Consider the following 18,951-nt stretch of genomic DNA (forward strand, 5'->3'; position numbering starts at 1 on the left):
GTTGTAAAACAACATTTATATATTCCAACGACAACTAACCCCTGCAAAGAAAATTTTCCCAGATCTTTTATTTGCAAACTACCTATAGATACTTCAGCGTCATTATATGTTCAAAAAAATGAACAACTAAAACTTTCGATTATGTATAACTACATAATACTAAAAAGTGGATAGCTGCTATTTTTACATCACACTCTTAAACTATCAATTAGTCAAAAAATTAACTATTTAATAGTGATATTTTCAAATGTAGGTAATTAAAAAAAATAATTTCTTACTCCATTATTACGCAAACGATATAGTGTTAACAAAAAGACAAAGATTCATAAAACAGTAACCTATCATTAGGGAAAATTCAAACAAAAAAAGAGTTGCATCCAACAAAGGACACAACTCTTTTTTTTCAAAATTTATAGAAAACTTACTCTTCAGTCTTCTTCTTTTCTTTTAAACCTACTTTCTTCACCGTATCATACATTACAGGAGTTGCAATGAATAATGAAGAATACGTACCTACTAATACACCAATAATTAATGAGAACATAAACCCTCTTAATGGTTCAGCAAAAATAAAGATTGCTATCAATACTAATAAAGTAGTTAACGAAGTATTTAATGTACGACTTAATGTACTATTTAATGCTCCATTAATATTCTTGTCTAATGACCAACCTGTGTGTTCCGCAAAATATTCACGGATTCTATCAAACACAACCACCGTATCATTCAGAGAGTACCCTACAACCGTTAATATGGCTGCAATAAAGGCTTGATCAATTTCCATATTAAATGGCATAAATTTCCAAGTAATTGAGAATACACCTAATACAACTAAAACATCATGAAATACTGCTGCTACTGCACCTAAACTAAACTGCCATCTTCTAAATCTAAATAAGATATACAAGAATACTACAATTAAAGATCCGATAACCGAAACAAATGCTGCTTGCTGAATATCATCTGCAATAGTTGGTCCTACCTTTCTAGAAGACATAATACCCACTTGCTTATCTTCATCTCCATTAGAGAATTCCGCATAAGTCATACCATCTGTCAAATAAGGTTTTAAAGCAGTAAATAAAGAATTAGAGATTTCAGAATCTACTTCTTCACCTGTTTCATCTACCTTATATTTTGTTGTAATCTTTAACTGATTATTAGCACCTAAGGTTTTTGCTTGCGCACTACCAAAAACAGCTACCAAATCCTTTTCTACATCTGTAGGCACTACATCCTGAGCAAAACGAACAGTATAGGTTCTTCCTCCAACAAAATCTACACCTTCATCTAATCCTTGTCCTGGAGTAAATAGTGATACAAGACCAGCTACGACGATAATACCCGAAATCACATATGCAATCTTTCTTTTTGCAAGGAAATTGATATTTATATTCTTAAATAAATTCTTAGTAGCCGCAGTAGAAAATGCTAGTTCTTTACCATTTTTACCATATCCATCAATAAATAATCTTGTAATAAAGATTGCAGTAAATAAAGATGTAAGAATACCAATTAACAAAGTTGTTGCAAATCCCTTAATTGGACCTGTACCAAAGAACAAAAGAATTAAACCTGTTAGACCTGTTGTAATGTTTGCATCTAATATAGATGACAATGCATTATTAAAACCGTCTTTAATTGCATCTACTTGAGATTTCCCTTTTGCAAGTTCTTCTTTAATCCTTTCAAAGATAAGTACGTTCGCATCCACAGACATACCAATCGTTAATACAATACCCGCAATACCAGGTAATGTCAATACAGCTTTTAATCCAGCTAGTACTCCAAAAATAAATAGAATATTTACTACCAAAGCAACATCAGCAAAAGCTCCAGCCTTACCATAGTAAAAAATCATCCAGATTAAAATCAACACCAATGCAATACCAAATGACATCACTCCACTATCAATAGCCTCTTGTCCTAAAGACGGTCCTACTATTGCACTCTCAATAATATCTGCAGAAGCTGGTAATTTACCAGCTCTCAATACATTTGCTAAATCTTGTCCTTCTTCAACAGTAAAGTCTCCAGAAATTTCACTTCTACCTCCAGAAATTGGTCCTTTAGAAACACCCGGTGCAGAATATACTATATTATCTAAAACGATAGCAATCTGACCTCTTGTTTGCGAAGCCCTTCCTGTCATTTCTTCCCATTTCTTAGCTCCTTTACCATCCATCTGCATGGTTACTATTACATTATTAACCTGATCATAAGTTTGTGCAGCATCCGTAATTACTCCTCCACTTAATTCTGGAGTACTATCACGGTTTCCTTTTAATGCATATAAATCTACTCTCTCGCCTTCTTTCTCAGGTTTACTCCAAGCAAATTTTGTGTACCTCAAAGCTTGAGGTAATAAAGCTCTAATGTCTTTTCTACTTAAATACTCATCAAATTGCTCTACATCCTTAATTGCAACTGAGATCAATGCTCCTCCAACTGAAGGAGGACCGATTAAATCGTTTATTGGATTTACCTGTGTTTCTACATCTGTAGAATCTTCTGAATCTGCCAATAATTTTTCTATTTCAGCATCTGCATCCGTTTTAGTAGTATCTCCCTGAACGGTATCTAATACTTTTTCTGATTCTATAACCTCATCAGTTACTTCTTCTTTAACTTCTACACCATCTTTAGCTTCTAATTCTTTCTTAAGCTTCTCATTCATTCTGCTTAAGAAAATACCAAGCTCTTGAGCATTTTCTACATCCCAAAACTCTAATTGTGCAGTACTCTGTAAAAGCTTTTTTACACGATCTACATCTTTAGCTCCTGGCAATTCTACTAAAATACGCCCTGACTCTCCTAAACGTTGGATATTAGGTTGTGTAACCCCAAACTTATCAATACGCTTACGAAGTACTTCGAATGCTGAAGTTACTGACTCGTCAATTTTTCTTTTTAAAACTGGCTCTACAATGTCATTAGACATATCAAAAGTAATATCATCACTTAAATTTTTATTCGCAAAAATATCTGGAGAAGCTAACTGAGCATCCGGTATTTTTTCAAACTCTATAAAGAAATCTTCAACATATGTATTCTGACTATTTTTCTGAGTCTGATCGGCAGCATCTAACGCCTGGATAAAAGCAGGGTTTTTAGAATTATTAGCCAATCCTTCTAAGATATCTCTAACAGAAATCTGAAGAATTACGTTAATTCCTCCTTTAAGGTCAAGACCTTTATTTAGTTCTTTTGATTTAGCATCGTTATAACTAAAATTTGCAAAAATTGGATCCTTACCAATAGAATCTAAATAAGTTTTTTCTGCTGTATCTCTTAATGCAGAAGCGTCTGCTTCTGGGTGTTTAGCTAAGGCATAAGCTTCAGCTTCTTTTTCTTTTGTGTATGTTAAGTACGTAAACGATAGTTGGTAAATACATACCAATCCAAATAAAATCGCAAATACTCTAACAAGTCCTTTATTTTGCATTACTATTTATTTTGGTCAAACCCTTTTAATCCTATAGGATTCAACAATTATTAATTTATTAGAAATTTATTATTAGAAAGCTTTGTCAAAATTTCGACATCAGCTATATTAAAAGTCAGAATATACTTCAGATAAGAAAACAATTTGATTTCCCTCTATTTAATAGACTTTTAAGAATGTAGTGGCATAAGGAATATTAAAAACAATATATTCCTACTTAGGAAATCGGCCCTGCTCTTACCTCAGGTATTTTATGAGAAATATTATCTATTGTAATAGCAATAGATCTATTAACTTTTTGAGCTAATTTTATTAAATTATCTAAATGATAAGTGTCATTTTCTGAATCAAAACTATATGCATAAAAACTTGAAGCTCTTTCTTGTTTTTGTTTTACTTCTAGAACAAAAATTCCATTAAAGTCTTTATCTAGATCCGAACTCTTATGAATTTTATAAACATCTAGATTATAATCTGAAGAATTTTTATTAAACGGAAATTGATCTTCTCCCCCATTCTGGTCATAAAAAATATGATCTAATGCAACATTTTGTTCTTTGGCAAGTATCTTTTTTATACTTTCTACATCAGCATCACTGTAGTAAGAAATTTTAAGTTTACCATTATGCAACTCTTTAGAGATTCGAGTGTTTTTCACTCCAATAGACTCCAATTGTTTCTTTACAACTGTAATTGCATTCTGTGCCTCTAAAGAAGTTACTTCAACATCAGTAAACTCTAAAACAATTTCTTGGTTAGGCACAACAGTTTGATGCTGCATTACAACCAACAGTGCAAATGCAGTAATTAAAACCTTGAAGTACCATTCTTTCTTCATGTGCGCAAATATAGAAAAAATTAAAACTGCATTTCTAAAGTCATACAATAAATGTCTTATAAAATAGTAATCAATGTAAAATATCTTTTTTTACAAATAAATCGTTATTTTGATTTTGAAAATTTAAACAACGAAATCTGTGAGATACATTTTTATAATATTGTTATTATTAAGCGTTCACTGGAGTCAAAAACTTATTGGGCAAGAACAATTCCCGCTTTCAACTTTAATAACTGTAGAGGGAAAGGAAATTAAAATTGAGGATAAATTAACAAAATTAACTGTTATTGATCTTTGGGCTACGTGGTGTAAACCTTGTATTAAAGAAACACCATACCTAGAAGAAATTAAAAAACAATATGGAGATAATATAGATATTATTTACATATCCTTAGACACTAATAAAGATAGATGGTTACAGTACGTTAAAAAGAAAAAGAATACTGAAAATCAATTTTGGGTACCACAAAACAGTCCAATACTAGCATTTATTTCTGAAACTACAGAAATGGGAGGAGTCACTTCAACATCTTGGTCTATTCCAAAATTTTTTCTTGTTGATGCTACTGCTAAAAAAGTGAGTCGCTTTTGTCCATTACCGTCTTCCGGAAGATTACAGGGTTTAATTGACAAAAATTTATAAGAAAGTGATTTTATAATTTATCAAAAAAAGAGCCGCTATATTAATAGCGGCTCTTTTTTTATAGATGAATGAATTATAATTCTAATAATCCATTAGTTTTCTTAACTCCTTCTGCACTCTCTGCAAGTTTAGCTTTTTCGGCATCACTAAGTTTAATTTCTACAATCTTTTCGATTCCGTTTTTACCTAGCACTACAGGCGCTCCTATACAAAGGTCATTTAAGCCGTACTCACCTTCCAACAACGTAGAACAAGGAAATATTTTTTTCTGATCACAAGCAATAGCCTGAACTAACCCAGAAACAGCAGCTCCTGGAGCATACCAAGCAGAAGTTCCTAATAAACCAGTAAGCGTAGCTCCACCAACTTTAGTATCTGCTGCAACTTGCTCTAAACGATCATCAGAGATAAACTCTGAAACCGGAACACTATTTCTTGTCGCTAATCTAGTTAGAGGCACCATACCTTTATCACTATGTCCTCCAATCACCATTCCATCAACATCAGAAATTGGAGCTCCTAATGCTTCAGCTAATCTATATTTAAAACGAGCACTATCTAAAGCTCCGCCCATTCCAATAATTCTATTTTTAGGGAGATCTGTAGTTTTATGAACTAAATAAGTCATTGTATCCATAGGATTACTTACTACGATAATAATTGCATTTGGAGAATGCTCAATCAAACTAGATGAAACAGATTTTACAATCCCTGCGTTAATACCAATCAATTCTTCACGTGTCATTCCAGGTTTACGCGGAATACCAGATGTAATTACAGCAATATCACTTCCTGCAGTTTTGGAATAATCGTTTGTAGTTCCTGTTATCTTAGTATCAAATCCATTTAAAGAAGCCGTCTGCATCAAATCCATTGCTTTACCTTCTGCATATCCATCTTTAATATCTAACAATACTACCTCTGAAGCAAAATTCTTAATGGCAATATACTCGGCACAACTTGCACCCACTGCACCAGCTCCTACTACTGTAACTTTCATTATCTCTATATAATTTTGATTAATATTATCTTGTCGTATTGAATCTCTTCAATATCAGCGCGAAAATACAAATTCTTTAACGATTTTGTTTGTGAATTCTTAGTTAAATTACCAACCAAAATTCAATCCTATAGAGAGATTTTGATAGTTCTGAAGTGTATAATCCAAATTAGCTCTAAAAAAACCTAATTTCACATTAGCTCCAATAGTAGCTTTAAGTCCAGAAGCTTTATTATTAACAGAAATTGGATCCTTAACAGTTTGACTAGCTAGTGGACCTCTTTGAATTTCATAAGTACCCAAAATATCTGCTTTACTATTTCCTGCATAATACCCAAAACCACCGTAAAAATTAAATTTAGGAAGCTTCGTTGAAATAATACCACTAACCAACCAAGAATTAGATTTTAATCGTATTTCTTGATCTGCTCCATCAATCTGGCTATCTGCAGTAAAATCATAAAACCCTCTAACATTAGTATACCCTATTAATCCAGAAAATCTAAAAGGAAGTCTTTTCCAAGAAAAAATCCAATCCGTCAATTCATGCTGAATTGCCAATCCATAAAGAAAAACTTCTGTGTTCTCTCGCACAGCAATTTTTGGTAAAAATCTTGCTTTAATCTCTGTGCTTCTTGATATCCCCATAGACCCCTGAAAAAATCCTGTGGGTGCAATATTTACTTCTTTTCCACCAATCCCATCCGGAAGTGTAATTTCTACTTGTCCTAATTGTCCTTGATCCAAAACCACCGAAATGTCTCCGCGATTACCTCCAAAAGCATTCGCCACCAACTGACTCGAAGGACCTTCACTAAATTCTAAACCTTCATATTCTGCTGTATTGAGAATAAATGACTGCTTTTCTTCTCTTACAAAAGAAAGATTTCCGATAAAACCTACCTCAAAACGCCACAACTTTTTTACTTCGGCAGTTTTATACCAACCATTAGACATACTATTTACCAACAATTCTCCTGCCGGAGCAAAATAATCAGTACTAAAACGCTGTGCATTTTCTATACCTAATTCTAATAACTGATCTACATTGGTTTGGGAATATGATACTTTAAACAAAAGCATCGTAAAAAGCAGTATCGTTTTTTTCATCTGTTTCTATCTATGGTTATTCAATAATCAGATGGAATGCACATAAACTAATATTTGAAAAAGTATTCAAACATTTTAGGTCTGTTCATTTCACAAGATTTGGGTTTAATAGGCGGGACAATATATAAAAAAATCCGCTATACATAGTATAACGGATTTCATTCTAAATTATTTAATAACACTTACATTACGCATCAATGTTTGCGTAAACGGCATTTTTCTCAATAAATTCTCTACGTGGCGGTACCTCATCTCCCATTAACATAGAGAAGATTCTATCCGCCTCTGTTAAATTATCAATTGTTACCTGACGCATCGTTCTAAACTCTGGATTCATAGTAGTATCCCATAATTGTTCAGCGTTCATCTCTCCAAGACCTTTATATCGTTGAATTTTAGAATTTTCCCCAAATTCTTTAACAATCATATCTCGTTGATCATCATTCCAAGCATATTGCTTTTTAGCACCTTTCTTAACCAAATATAACGGTGGTGCGGCAATATAAATATGACCTGCTTCGATCAATTCTTTCATATAACGGAAAAAGAATGTAAGAATCAGAGTTGATATATGACTACCATCCACATCGGCATCACACATAATTACAATTTTATGATATCTTAATTTAGAAAGGTTAAGTGCCTTACTATCTTCTTCTGTACCAATAGTAACTCCAAGAGCCGTGAATATATTTTTTATCTCTTCATTCTCAAAGACTTTGTGATGCATTGCTTTTTCTACATTCAAAATCTTACCACGTAGTGGCAAAATAGCTTGAAACATACGATCACGTCCTTGTTTTGCAGTTCCACCTGCAGAATCTCCCTCGACAAGGAACACTTCACATAAAGCTGGATCTTGTTCTGAACAATCAGATAACTTTCCAGGCAACCCTCCTATACTCATTACCGTTTTACGCTGTACCATTTCACGAGCTTTCTTAGCTGCGTGACGTGCTTGAGCTGCTAAAATTACTTTCTGAACAATCGTTTTAGCATCTGAAGGGTTTTCTTCAAGATAGTTTTCTAACATTTCAGAAACCGCTTGAGAAACTGCAGAAGTAACTTCTCGATTTCCTAGTTTAGTTTTTGTTTGTCCCTCGAATTGCGGCTCAGCCACTTTTACAGAAACGATTGCTGTCAACCCTTCTCTAAAATCATCACCTGCTACTTCGAATTTTAACTTATCAAGCATACCAGAAGCGTCTGCATATTTCTTTAAGGTAGAAGTAAGTCCTCTTCTAAAACCTGAAAGATGCGTACCACCTTCGTGCGTATTAATATTATTAACATATGAATGAAGATTCTCTGCATAAGAGTCATTATAAATCATAGCAACTTCTACTGGAATATCATTCTTCTCTCCTTCCATTGAAATTACATCTCCAATGATCGCATTACGACTGGTATCTAAGAATTTCACAAACTCCTTTAATCCTTCTTCGGAATGGAAAGTTTCAGAAACGTGATTCCCTTCTTCATCAGTATGTCTCTTATCCGTAAGAATAATTGTAATACCTTTATTAAGGTATGCCAACTCACGCATACGACTTGCTAAAGTATCATAATTATACTCTAGAGTTTGCTGAAAAATAGTAGGATCAGGTTTAAAAGTAACAATTGTACCATTAAAATCAGTATCTCCAGTGGATTTTACAGGGTATAAAGGTTTTCCTCTTTCATACTCTTGTTCCCAAACCTTACCATCTTTATGTACAATAGCATGTAAATGATCAGATAGTGCATTTACACAGGAAACTCCTACTCCGTGCAAACCACCAGATACTTTATACGAATCTTTATCGAATTTACCACCAGCTCCAATCTTAGTCATTACAACCTCTAAAGCCGAGACACCTTCTTTTTTATGTATCCCTACAGGAATACCACGACCATTATCTTTAGTAGTAATGGAATTATCTTCATTTATTGTAACATCGATAGCATCACAATGACCAGCCAATGCTTCATCAATGGAGTTATCCACAACTTCATATACCAAATGGTGCAAACCTCTAGTCCCTACATCTCCAATGTACATGGATGGACGCATGCGTACATGCTCCATTCCTTCTAACGCCTGAATACTATCGGCAGAATAATTATTTTTCTTTGCTTCTTCGCTCATAAATCAGCTTTATTTATTACAATTTTTGGTCAACAAACAAAGATAAAAAAACAGCTAAATGTTCAAAGGGTTTTATAAGGTATGATTTAAAGAGTTATCAACAATTAGTTAAGAACAAGACTAGGAAAAGAAAAAAACTCCTTAAAAGTGATTAAAACAGCCTTAAAATCGATTTAAGATTAAATTAATACTTTATATAATTCTCCTAAAACAAATACAATGCTTTGTAAACAAACACTTTAACATCAAAAAGAATCTTTTACAAAAATGCAGATTTATTTTCTGATGAAGAAAATAAATCTAAAAGCAAACAACAATATTAAAATAATGTTCTCCCTTAATGTCTTTACGTTTCCTCACCCAACTCTTACGAATAATAAACGCCTCTTAATTAAAGGACGTTATTCACAATAATACAACTTACTTCCGTTAAACCAACCAGACTACAGATGTAGTCGAATTAAAGGAAATACACACAATCAACAAATTTAATTTTTAAAAATGAAGACTAAAAATTTAATGAATTTAGGCAAAATTGCTTTTATCTGTCTAGGACTAACAATAGGTTCTTGTACAAATGAAAATTTTGATGAAGAAATTAGCAATGAGGAAAACAATGATATTGAACTTCTAAAAAAGTCCTTTCTAGGAGAAGCTATTTATGTTCAAGACTTAGGCAATGGAGAATATTTATCTGGTGACACTAAGTATTTTGAAAGTCAATTTGATAATGGTAATTTCGATCAAGATCCTGTACCTGGTGAAGAAGTTGAAAGGCTTGGAGTTTTTCCTGGAATCACAAAATGGCCGAATAACACTGTGATTTACGTGTTGGATAACAGCTTAACTTCTAATCAAATTTCAGTCACTATAGCATCTATGGAAGAATGGTCCTCTAAGACCAATATTAGATTTAAAGAAAGAACTAACGAAAATTACTATGTAACCATTCAAAATGATGGTCAAACTTGTAATTGCGGAAGAGCAAATCTTGGTGTAAATGGAAACAGAGGAACAATCACTATAGGTACCAGAACAGGCACCGGAGTCATGATTCATGAAATAGGTCATACTCTTGGGTATATCCACGAACAAAATCGTAGTGATAGAGATCAATTCGTAAACATACTACCTGAAAACATTCAGAACGGAGCTATAAGCCAATTCAGAATAACAAACAATTCTGTTAATCCTGGTGCATTTGATATAAATTCTATCATGATCTATAGCAGTTTTACATTTAGTAAAAATGGGCAACCAGTTATGCTTACGTCTGCAGGAAATCGCATACCTTTTAATGGTCGTTTATCTACTGGGGACATCGAGGGGACTAATATTATTTACCCAGCTGGTGACGGAGATGGTGACGGAGATGGTGATGGTGATGGTGATGGTGACGGAAATGACATCTGTGATGGAATAGACGAATGGTCTAGAAACATTAGATACAGTGTTGGAGACAAAGTTACTTATCAAGGTTTTTTATATGAAAGAGATTTTAACAGCTGGAATCGTTTAGGAGAATGTGGAGAAACTCAACCAGCGGACATCTGTGATGGTATTGACGCCTATAACGGAAACACAAGTTACTCACCTGGTGATCAAGTTACGTATAACGGATATTTATATTTACTACAAAGCAATAGAAGATGGTCTAATCAAGGCCGTTGCGGAAGTTAATAATCACTTTATTTACCTAACTAAAACAATAGGGCTACATTGATATGTAGCCCTATTCTTATTTGATATAATTCAATAAATAGTACTTATTAAATTATGTACAAGGAATAAATATTATTAAAAATTAGGACAAATAGGATCTGTCCCATCCAAACAAATATAGTCGCTTTGTACTCTGCACACTTGTCCATTAATAATACACGCACAAGGACCACCGAAAGGTGGTGCCCCAGGGAAAGTACACGCCGATGGTATAAATCCTCCGTTAATTGCCTGTTGTTCTTTTTTACTTAATTGTTGAGTCGTATTGAGCTTTAAAATGTTTTTTAACATAATAGAAAATTAAAATATGCTGCGAAAATTTCAAAGATGTTCACGACTTACACCCTATTAACAAAATTGATAATTTGATACTTGACAACTTAAAATGTTTTAGTACTCGATAACTAACACACACAATAAATTTCTCATAAATCTAATTATAAAAACACGGTATATTCCCCAAAAAATAGTTAAACTTATTATTTTAACAGCCCTAGATAATTAATTCTTTTTATAAGAAAATCACTAACTACAATGCAGTTATCTCTATCTTCAAAAAATATTTATTGATTACAAACATGTAAAAAACCCCAAGAAAATTCTTGGGGTTTTACATCTCAATTAACTCAACTTTCAGCGACTCAAGCTGAAATTTTTAAATTTCTTTTTATTCTATTACTATTGTGCAACTTCATCTAATAAATATGCATCGTCATGAACATTTGCTACTGCTCTTCCGCTAGGATCATTCATGTTTTTAAAAGCTTCATCCCATTCCAATGCTATTTTTGTACTACAGGCGACAGAAGGTTCTTGAGGAACACTCAATGCCGCAACATCACTTGGGAAATGTCCTTCGAAAATTGATCTATAGTAAAATTCTTCTTTATTCTGTGGTGTTTGTATTGGAAACCTAAAATGAGCATTAGCCATTTGTTCATCAGTTACCTCAGCATCTACTACTTCTTTTAAAGTATCTATCCAGCTATACCCAACACCATCAGAAAATTGTTCTTTTTGTCTCCAAGCAACGCTTTCCGGCAAATATGATTCAAAGGCTTTACGAATAACCCACTTCTCCATTCTTTCTCCGTTAATCATTTTATCCTGTGGATTAATACGCATAGCAACATCCATAAATTCTTTATCCAAAAATGGTACTCGTCCTTCAATTCCCCATGCCGCTAAAGATTTATTTGCCCTTAGACAATCATACATATGTAACTTATCCAACTTACGCACTGTCTCTTCATGGAACTCTTTTGAATTTGGTGCTTTGTGAAAATATAAGTATCCTCCAAATATCTCATCCGCACCTTCTCCAGACAACACCATCTTTACTCCCATAGACTTAATAACTCTTGCCATTAAATACATAGGTGTAGACGCTCTGATAGTTGTAATATCATAAGTTTCCAAATTATATATCACATCCTTAATAGCATCCAATCCTTCTTGAATTGTAAACTTAATTTCATGATGTATTGTTCCTATATGATCTGCTACTTTTTGTGCAGCCTCCAAGTCTGGCGATCCTTCCAAACCAACTGAAAAAGAATGTAATTGAGGCCACCAAGCTTCTTTAGTATCACCTGACTCAATTCTTTTTTCTGAATATTTTTTAGCTATTGCTGAGGTAACCGAAGAATCCAATCCTCCAGAAAGTAATACCCCATAAGGTACATCTGACATTAATTGTCTATGAACGGCTGCTTCTAAAGCTTCTCTCAACTCATCAATACTTGTTTGGTTATCTTTTACTGCTTCAAAATCAGACCAATCTCTAACATACCATTTAGTTAATTCTCCTTTTTTACTATCTAGATAATGACCAGGTGGAAATAATTCTATTTTAGTACAAACACCTTCTAGTGCTTTTAATTCTGAAGCAACATAAAAAGTACCATTCTGATCCCAACCCATATACAGAGGGATAATCCCCATGTGATCACGAGCTATTAAATATGAGTCTTGCTCAGCATCATAAAGTGCAAAAGCAAAAATACCATTTAGATCATCTAAAAACTGAGAGCCTTTTTCCTTATATAGAGCCAAAATAACTTCACAATCAGATTCTGTCTGAAAATTATAAAAACCATCAAACTTTTTACGAATTTCTCCGTGATTATAAATTTCGCCATTAGCAGCCAAAATCAACTTATTATCTTCACTAAACAAGGGCTGTTTACCAGACACAGGATCAACTATCGCAAGCCTTTCATGAGCCAATATAGCTTTATCATCTGCATAAATACCACTCCAATCCGGACCTCTATGTCTTATCTTTTTTGACATTTCTAATAACTGAGGTCTTAACACATCTGCTTTTTCTTTTAATTCAAAAGCGCAAACTATTCCACACATATTCTTATTTTTCTATTAATTGAGAAGTCAAAGATGCGTTTTTAGCTACATTACTTAAACATAAAACTTGTTTTTAGCTTCAAATTAAAACAAATAAGCACTTATTAGTTAAAAAATCAAACTATTACAACGCAAAAAACCTATCAAAACTATCAAGTTGTTATTTAACTCTTTTAACAGAATTTAATGAGAGGATTAACATTTCCCATGTATGTTCCTACATATCTTTACGACAATTAAGAAAATAAAATCACGAATTATGAAAAAATCACTCTTCTTCGCTGTTGTTATGTTTTTAGGAACAATCAGCACCATTAATGCTCAAAAATTCGCAGGACTGCAGAAAAGTCCGACGGATATCTCTTATGCAAAAACAGATAGAAATGCAAAACCAGATATCAAAGTAATTTATAGTAGACCCCAGAAGAAAGGTAGAACTATGCTTGGAGACAAGGTGTCTTTCGGAAAAGTTTGGAGAACAGGAGCTGATGAAGCTACTGAGATAAAACTTTTTAAAGATATGAAATTAGGAGATGGAACAGTAAAAGCTGGCACATATTCTTTATTTACTATTCCTGGAGAAAAAGAATGGACTATCATTCTTAATTCCGATCTAGATGTATGGGGAGCATATTCTTACGATGAAGGTAAGGATGTCGCTAGAATTAAAGTACCTGCGGGAAAAGGTGATGAGTTAGAAGCTTTTTCTATTGCTTTCAAAAAAGTAGACAAAGGATACCATATGGTTATGGGGTGGGAAACTACTAGAGTAGAAGTTCCTTTCTATAATTAGAAATAATACACAAAAACATATTAAATAAAAAAGAGGTTGAAAAATTCAACCTCTTTTTTAGTTTTAATAACCTTCTGACTAAAAAGGTTAAATTATTTCACTGAAATAATAACTATCTGTGGATAGCATTACTAGATGCCCCCGGTAATTCTTTAAGAAAGTCCATGACAATCCTAAAAGTTAATCTGAATTTAGTGTAAAATAGCCCCATAATATTTCCAATTTATTTAGTTACAAGATAACATCTAAAAGACTTTAAATCAACCTTTTTAACAAAAAATGTAAGAACTTTTAGATATAAAGTGAAATTTTACCGATTAAAAACATGTTTTTCAATTATACTAGTAAAATTTATTCCTACTTTTTGGTGTTACTATTAAATCTATATCAAATTATATTACCATATAGATTTATAGTTTTATAGAATGATTAGCATTCAATTTTAAATAACCTTGTTTCCCCAACTATATAATACTAACCGATTATCTATGTATAGCATTACTACTAGCAGATGGTAATTCTCTCAAAAAACTCTTCAATGAATTAAAATCTATTTTGAATATAGTGTAAAAGTATCTCATAATTATTTGATTTTTAATTTGTTATGCAAATATAAATCGCAAACTCAAATCAATAAAAAAAATTAACACCTAGAATTCAATATTTTAGACGTACAACTTATTTTACACGACATAACAACAAAAAACCATTTAAAACAACTATTTTAAAAGGAATTAACCTACAACCAAAAGAGTAAAACTAGGGGCTAATCCCCCTAATGTCGATTAGTTATTTTTATTTCTATCTCATCTTTACGTGGACAGGTTAATATTTTTAATTATTTACACCACCATAAACAACTTAAAAACAATTAAATAAATAACTATTAAGATTTTGAAGAGAAAACAAATGTAAACACACATATTGAACATTACATTTACATAAAATGTAGTTCATAAAACTTTTTATAAAAAACAAAAGATTACAAATTGTTGTAATCTTTTACTTATAAATTAATACGGGATGTTGAACTTAAAATTATCTACGCATTGCATAACGGGAAGCACTCGGAAGATCTCTCACAAAATCAATAAACATTCTAAAATCAAGCCCAAAAATAGAGTATAAGTTTTTCATAAAAATCTGTTTTTAAATTACTTACATAAAATTAAAAACATCTTTCTATAAAATCAAAAAAAAAGATAACTATCATTTAACAATTAGTTAAACACTTGTTTATATACGTTAAAAAACGTAAATCAAGGGAGGCTAAAAAATAAAAAAGAAAGTTTTATCTTACAAAATTACATTTCAATAGAAGGGAAAAATCCTACAAAACTACGGTCTAACCATAATCATTAACATACAAAAGAGCACAGACCATCGAAAAACGTCAAAAACCATAAAACACCTATGTTTTTATATGACCTAATTAAGGAATATTCAAGTACTTATGAGTTTGTAAAGACACCTTCCATTTAGGGTTTTTCATCACATATTCTACAATTAGAGGAATTACCTTGTCCCTAACACTCCATTCCGGCTGTAAATACAATACGCAATCATCCGAAACCTGAGAAGCTTGCTCTTCAGCAAAATCAAAATCACTTTTATTATAAACAATACATTTTAATTCATGAGCTTCACTATATATTTCTTTAGTAGGAAGTTTTACTTTTTTAGGAGAAAGACATATCCAATCCCAATTACCTGTAAGAGGATACGCTCCGGAAGTTTCTATATGGGTTTTAGCACCTTTACTCTTTAAGCCTTTCGTAAGTTCAGACATATCCCAAGTAAGAGGTTCTCCGCCCGTTACTACAATTACATTGCTATATTTTATAGCATTATCTACAATTACAGCAGTAGAAGTTGGTGGATGAAGAGCAGCGTTCCAGCTTTCTTTAACGTCGCACCAATGACATCCAACATCACATCCTCCAATTCTAACAAAATAAGCAGCAGTACCTTTATGATACCCTTCTCCTTGTATGGTATAAAATTCTTCCATAAGAGGAAGCATCTTTCCCTCATTCACCAATGTCTCTGTACTTTCTTGCATAAGGATGCAAAGGTAGATAATGAATTAGTAATCCTAAAGTAAGTTTAGGAATTCTTTCATCCGTATTAAGTATTTCTTTTACTTAGTTCTAGCTGCAACACATTCTATCTCAATCTTTGCTCCCACCGCTAATCCTTTGGCAGCAAACGTAGTCCTTGCTGGTTTATTAGGGAAATACGTTTTATAAACCTTATTAAATGCTGTAAAATCGTTAATATCAGAGAGAATAACTGTACACTTTACTACATCATTCATATTCATATTATGATGTTCTAATACCGCTTTTATATTTTCCAAGGTTTGTTTAGTTTCGGCTTCTATTCCACCCTCTACCAATTTACGTGTGGTATGATTCATCCCAACTTGTCCAGAAAGGAAATACAAATTACCTACTTGAACAGCATCCGAAAATGGGGCATTCGCTTTTTTGGGTTCATGAGTATCATGAAATATAATTTCTGTATTAGAATCATTTTTTTGATTACAACTATAAAAAATTGAAATTAAAATCGTGAATAAATATATCTTCTTCATTGTGATGAATTATGTGTTTCATCGATAAAAATAAACTATAATTTTCTACACTTACTCTTATTGATTTAAAAATTATAAATTTACCTAAAACAAAATCACAATCATTTCGATAGAATAGACAAGATTGCTATTTTTATCAAAATTTACATTAACTATGAGTAGTAATCAAGAATTCCTTGACCATATAAATAAAGGATATACTACCAAAGGCGATTTCATCACCTTAGGAGCTGCAATGCATAATGGAGAAACTGTGACAGATGCACACGTTAAAATTCCTCTAAAGACATTAAATAGACATGGGTTAATTGCTGGAGCAACAGGAACTGGTAAAACGAAAACATTACAAGTCTTAGCAGAAAACTTGAGCGAACAAGGAATACCTGTACTTCTTATGGATATCAAAGGAGATCTTAGTGGTTTAGCAGCCGCAAGTCCAGGTCACACTAAAATTGATGAAAGACATGAAAAAATTGGAATTCCGTTTGAAGCAAAGAATTTTCCTGTAGAAATTCTTTCTTTATCAGAACAAGATGGAGTACGTCTTAAAGCAACAGTAAGCGAATTCGGGCCAGTACTATTTTCAAGAATTTTAGATGTAACAGAAACACAAGCAGGTATCATTTCAATAATTTTCAAATATTGTGATGACAACAAATTGCCATTATTAGATTTAAAAGATTTAAAAAAGGTGTTACAATTTGCGACTCGAGAAGGAAAAGAAGAGCTAGAAAAAGATTATGGAAGAATATCTACTGCATCTACTGGCTCCATATTACGTAAAATTGTTGCTTTAGAACAACAAGGAGCTGATATCTTTTTTGGAGAAAGATCATTTGATGTACAAGATTTATGTAGAGTAGATGACGATGGAAGAGGTTTTATAAATATCTTACGATTAACCGACATACAGGATAGACCAAAACTATTTTCTACATTTATGTTAAGTCTTCTAGCTGAAGTATACAGTACCTTTCCTGAGCAAGGAGATAGCGGAAGACCAGAGTTGATTATTTTTCTTGATGAAGCTCATTTAATATTTAAGCAAGCTTCTAATGCATTAATGGATCAGATCGAAAGTATTGTAAAATTAATAAGATCAAAAGGAGTTGGACTATATTTTGTTACCCAAAACCCTACGGATGTACCAGATGGAGTATTGGGGCAACTGGGGCTAAAAGTGCAGCATGCCCTAAGAGCATTTACCGCTAAAGATCGTAAAGCAATTAAACTTACTGCCGAGAATTATCCTATGTCAGAATATTATGACACAAAAGAAGTACTAACAGCTTTAGGAATTGGAGAAGCATTGGTATCAGCTCTTGACGAGAAAGGTCGCCCTACTCCTCTTGCTGCAACGATGTTAAGAGCTCCTATGAGTAGAATGGATATACTATCCAAAAGTGAATTAGATGATTTATTAAAAAAGTCCACGCTTTCTGACAAATACAATGAAGAGATAGATCGAGAAAGTGCCTATGAAATTCTTAATGAAAAAATAGAAAAAGCTGAAGCTGAAGAAGCCAAAGAAGCTGCAAAAAAAGAAAGAGAGAAACTAAATAAAAGTTCTTCTCGTTCTAAAAGTAGAAAATCTAGTACTACAGAAAAAGCTGTGATCAAAGTTTTAACCAGTGCTACTTTTATAAGAGGAGCATTAGGTGTACTAAATAAATTATTGCGCTAAACTAAACACAAAATCAATCATTGTTTAACCTTGGGAATAATTAACAACCTATTATGATTAAAAAAATCAGCAGTATTTTACTTGTTTGTATAAGTTTACTGAGTTGTCAAAATGACAAAAAACAAGATCCATTCGAAATCTCTTATAACAGAATTGGTCATTTAACTAACACAATCAAAGTGAGTCAATTAGACTCAATATATGCAAATGATTCTATAGTAAAAATGTCAAAAAATGACAATATTATGGATGTTGCAAACACTATTCAAATTTATGAAAAAGGAGGAGCTAAATTATTATTATTAGAACCCAGAGAAGAAAACAATCCTGAATCCTCTATTGAAAGTATACAAGTAATTGATCCAAGATATAAGACTATATCAGGACTATCGGCAAATGGTGTTTTCAAAGATATCAAGGATAACTATTCTATCACTAAGATTACTAATACACTTAGTGCGGCCGTTATATTTGTAGATAGTATCCAAGCGTCGATAACCATTGATAAGAAAGAACTGTCAAGTGAGTTAAAGTTTAATACTGACAAAAAAATTGAAGCTTCTCAAATTCCTGATTCGGCTACAATTAAGCACTTTATTATTAACTGGGAGAATAATTAAAACCTATT

General features: G+C 32.5%; 14 protein-coding genes. 5 read left to right on the forward strand and 9 right to left on the reverse strand.

The window, feature by feature from the left end:
* Positions 1 to 421: 421 nt before the first annotated feature.
* The gene (gene secDF, locus NMK29_RS15235) at positions 422 to 3,445 is read right to left on the reverse strand and encodes a protein translocase subunit SecDF (RefSeq protein ID WP_108802379.1); all 3,024 of its coding nucleotides are present in this window, start codon (positions 3,443 to 3,445) and stop codon (positions 422 to 424) included.
* Positions 3,446 to 3,662: 217 nt separating this feature from the next.
* Positions 3,663 to 4,283, reverse strand: coding sequence for a hypothetical protein (locus tag NMK29_RS15240; protein WP_108802378.1), 621 nt, complete (start codon positions 4,281 to 4,283; stop codon positions 3,663 to 3,665).
* A 139-nt stretch (positions 4,284 to 4,422) separates the two neighbouring features.
* On the opposite strand from NMK29_RS15240, the gene NMK29_RS15245 reads away from it, so the two are divergent.
* The gene (locus tag NMK29_RS15245; RefSeq protein ID WP_108802377.1) at positions 4,423 to 4,926 is read left to right on the forward strand and encodes a TlpA disulfide reductase family protein; all 504 of its coding nucleotides are present in this window, start codon (positions 4,423 to 4,425) and stop codon (positions 4,924 to 4,926) included.
* A 73-nt stretch (positions 4,927 to 4,999) separates the two neighbouring features.
* On the opposite strand, the gene mdh is transcribed toward NMK29_RS15245, so the two are convergent.
* From mdh to gyrB, 3 genes are all read right to left on the reverse strand, one after another.
* A complete protein-coding gene (mdh, locus tag NMK29_RS15250; RefSeq protein WP_108802376.1) occupies positions 5,000 to 5,926 on the reverse strand; it encodes a malate dehydrogenase in 927 nt (308 codons plus the stop codon).
* Positions 5,927 to 6,034: 108 nt separating this feature from the next.
* Positions 6,035 to 7,036 (reverse strand): DUF6588 family protein, encoded by a 1,002-nt coding sequence (locus NMK29_RS15255; RefSeq protein WP_159092131.1) that lies wholly within the window; start codon positions 7,034 to 7,036, stop codon positions 6,035 to 6,037.
* Between the two features lie 187 nt (positions 7,037 to 7,223).
* Positions 7,224 to 9,164: a DNA topoisomerase (ATP-hydrolyzing) subunit B gene (gene gyrB, locus NMK29_RS15260; protein WP_027393727.1), complete on the reverse strand. Its 1,941-nt coding sequence runs from the start codon at positions 9,162 to 9,164 to the stop codon at positions 7,224 to 7,226.
* A gap of 501 nt (positions 9,165 to 9,665) precedes the next feature.
* On the opposite strand from gyrB, the gene NMK29_RS15265 reads away from it, so the two are divergent.
* Complete coding sequence (locus NMK29_RS15265; RefSeq protein ID WP_108802374.1) at positions 9,666 to 10,844, forward strand: M12 family metallopeptidase; 1,179 nt, start codon at positions 9,666 to 9,668, stop codon at positions 10,842 to 10,844.
* A 117-nt stretch (positions 10,845 to 10,961) separates the two neighbouring features.
* Here NMK29_RS15265 and NMK29_RS15270 read toward each other — a convergent pair whose 3' ends face one another.
* Together NMK29_RS15270 and asnB are read right to left on the reverse strand one after the other, a co-directional pair.
* On the reverse strand, positions 10,962 to 11,177 hold the full coding sequence (locus NMK29_RS15270) for a hypothetical protein (protein ID WP_027393725.1): 216 nt from the start codon (positions 11,175 to 11,177) through the stop codon (positions 10,962 to 10,964).
* A 387-nt stretch (positions 11,178 to 11,564) separates the two neighbouring features.
* Entirely contained in the window at positions 11,565 to 13,250 is a 1,686-nt protein-coding gene (asnB, locus tag NMK29_RS15275; protein ID WP_027393724.1) for an asparagine synthase B, read from the reverse strand.
* 259 nt (positions 13,251 to 13,509) lie between these two features.
* On the opposite strand from asnB, the gene NMK29_RS15280 reads away from it, so the two are divergent.
* On the forward strand, positions 13,510 to 14,043 hold the full coding sequence (locus NMK29_RS15280) for a DUF2911 domain-containing protein (protein WP_035085686.1): 534 nt from the start codon (positions 13,510 to 13,512) through the stop codon (positions 14,041 to 14,043).
* A 1,432-nt stretch (positions 14,044 to 15,475) separates the two neighbouring features.
* Here NMK29_RS15280 and NMK29_RS15285 read toward each other — a convergent pair.
* Positions 15,476 to 16,105 carry a 7-carboxy-7-deazaguanine synthase QueE gene (locus NMK29_RS15285; protein ID WP_027393722.1) on the reverse strand — a complete coding sequence of 210 codons (630 nt, stop codon included), beginning with the start codon at positions 16,103 to 16,105 and terminating at the stop codon, positions 15,476 to 15,478.
* Positions 16,106 to 16,183: 78 nt separating this feature from the next.
* Positions 16,184 to 16,639, reverse strand: a complete 456-nt coding sequence (locus NMK29_RS15290) for a RidA family protein (RefSeq protein WP_108802373.1) — start codon at positions 16,637 to 16,639, stop codon at positions 16,184 to 16,186.
* Positions 16,640 to 16,793: 154 nt separating this feature from the next.
* On the opposite strand from NMK29_RS15290, the gene NMK29_RS15295 reads away from it, so the two are divergent.
* Together NMK29_RS15295 and NMK29_RS15300 are read left to right on the forward strand one after the other, a co-directional pair.
* On the forward strand, positions 16,794 to 18,323 hold the full coding sequence (locus NMK29_RS15295; protein WP_108802372.1) for a helicase HerA-like domain-containing protein: 1,530 nt from the start codon (positions 16,794 to 16,796) through the stop codon (positions 18,321 to 18,323).
* A gap of 53 nt (positions 18,324 to 18,376) precedes the next feature.
* On the forward strand, positions 18,377 to 18,943 hold the full coding sequence (locus tag NMK29_RS15300) for a hypothetical protein (protein ID WP_108802371.1): 567 nt from the start codon (positions 18,377 to 18,379) through the stop codon (positions 18,941 to 18,943).
* Positions 18,944 to 18,951 lie beyond the last annotated feature (8 nt).

Source organism: Aquimarina sp. Aq107 (genome assembly GCF_943733665.1).
Classification (GTDB): Bacteria; Bacteroidota; Bacteroidia; order Flavobacteriales; family Flavobacteriaceae; genus Aquimarina.

Excerpts from the sequence above, each read along its gene's own strand:
- secDF (WP_108802379.1), bottom strand. The coding sequence starts at position 3,445 with ATGCAAAATAAAGGACTTGTTAGAGTATTTGCGATTTTATTTGGATTG.
- NMK29_RS15240 (WP_108802378.1), bottom strand. The coding sequence starts at position 4,283 with ATGAAGAAAGAATGGTACTTCAAGGTTTTAATTACTGCATTTGCACTG.
- mdh (WP_108802376.1), bottom strand. The coding sequence starts at position 5,926 with ATGAAAGTTACAGTAGTAGGAGCTGGTGCAGTGGGTGCAAGTTGTGCC.
- NMK29_RS15255 (WP_159092131.1), bottom strand. The coding sequence starts at position 7,036 with ATGAAAAAAACGATACTGCTTTTTACGATGCTTTTGTTTAAAGTATCA.
- gyrB (WP_027393727.1), bottom strand. The coding sequence starts at position 9,164 with ATGAGCGAAGAAGCAAAGAAAAATAATTATTCTGCCGATAGTATTCAG.
- NMK29_RS15265 (WP_108802374.1), top strand. The coding sequence starts at position 9,666 with ATGAAGACTAAAAATTTAATGAATTTAGGCAAAATTGCTTTTATCTGT.
- NMK29_RS15270 (WP_027393725.1), bottom strand. The coding sequence starts at position 11,177 with ATGTTAAAAAACATTTTAAAGCTCAATACGACTCAACAATTAAGTAAA.
- asnB (WP_027393724.1), bottom strand. The coding sequence starts at position 13,250 with ATGTGTGGAATAGTTTGCGCTTTTGAATTAAAAGAAAAAGCAGATGTG.
- NMK29_RS15280 (WP_035085686.1), top strand. The coding sequence starts at position 13,510 with ATGAAAAAATCACTCTTCTTCGCTGTTGTTATGTTTTTAGGAACAATC.
- NMK29_RS15285 (WP_027393722.1), bottom strand. The coding sequence starts at position 16,105 with ATGCAAGAAAGTACAGAGACATTGGTGAATGAGGGAAAGATGCTTCCT.
- NMK29_RS15290 (WP_108802373.1), bottom strand. The coding sequence starts at position 16,639 with ATGAAGAAGATATATTTATTCACGATTTTAATTTCAATTTTTTATAGT.
- NMK29_RS15295 (WP_108802372.1), top strand. The coding sequence starts at position 16,794 with ATGAGTAGTAATCAAGAATTCCTTGACCATATAAATAAAGGATATACT.
- NMK29_RS15300 (WP_108802371.1), top strand. The coding sequence starts at position 18,377 with ATGATTAAAAAAATCAGCAGTATTTTACTTGTTTGTATAAGTTTACTG.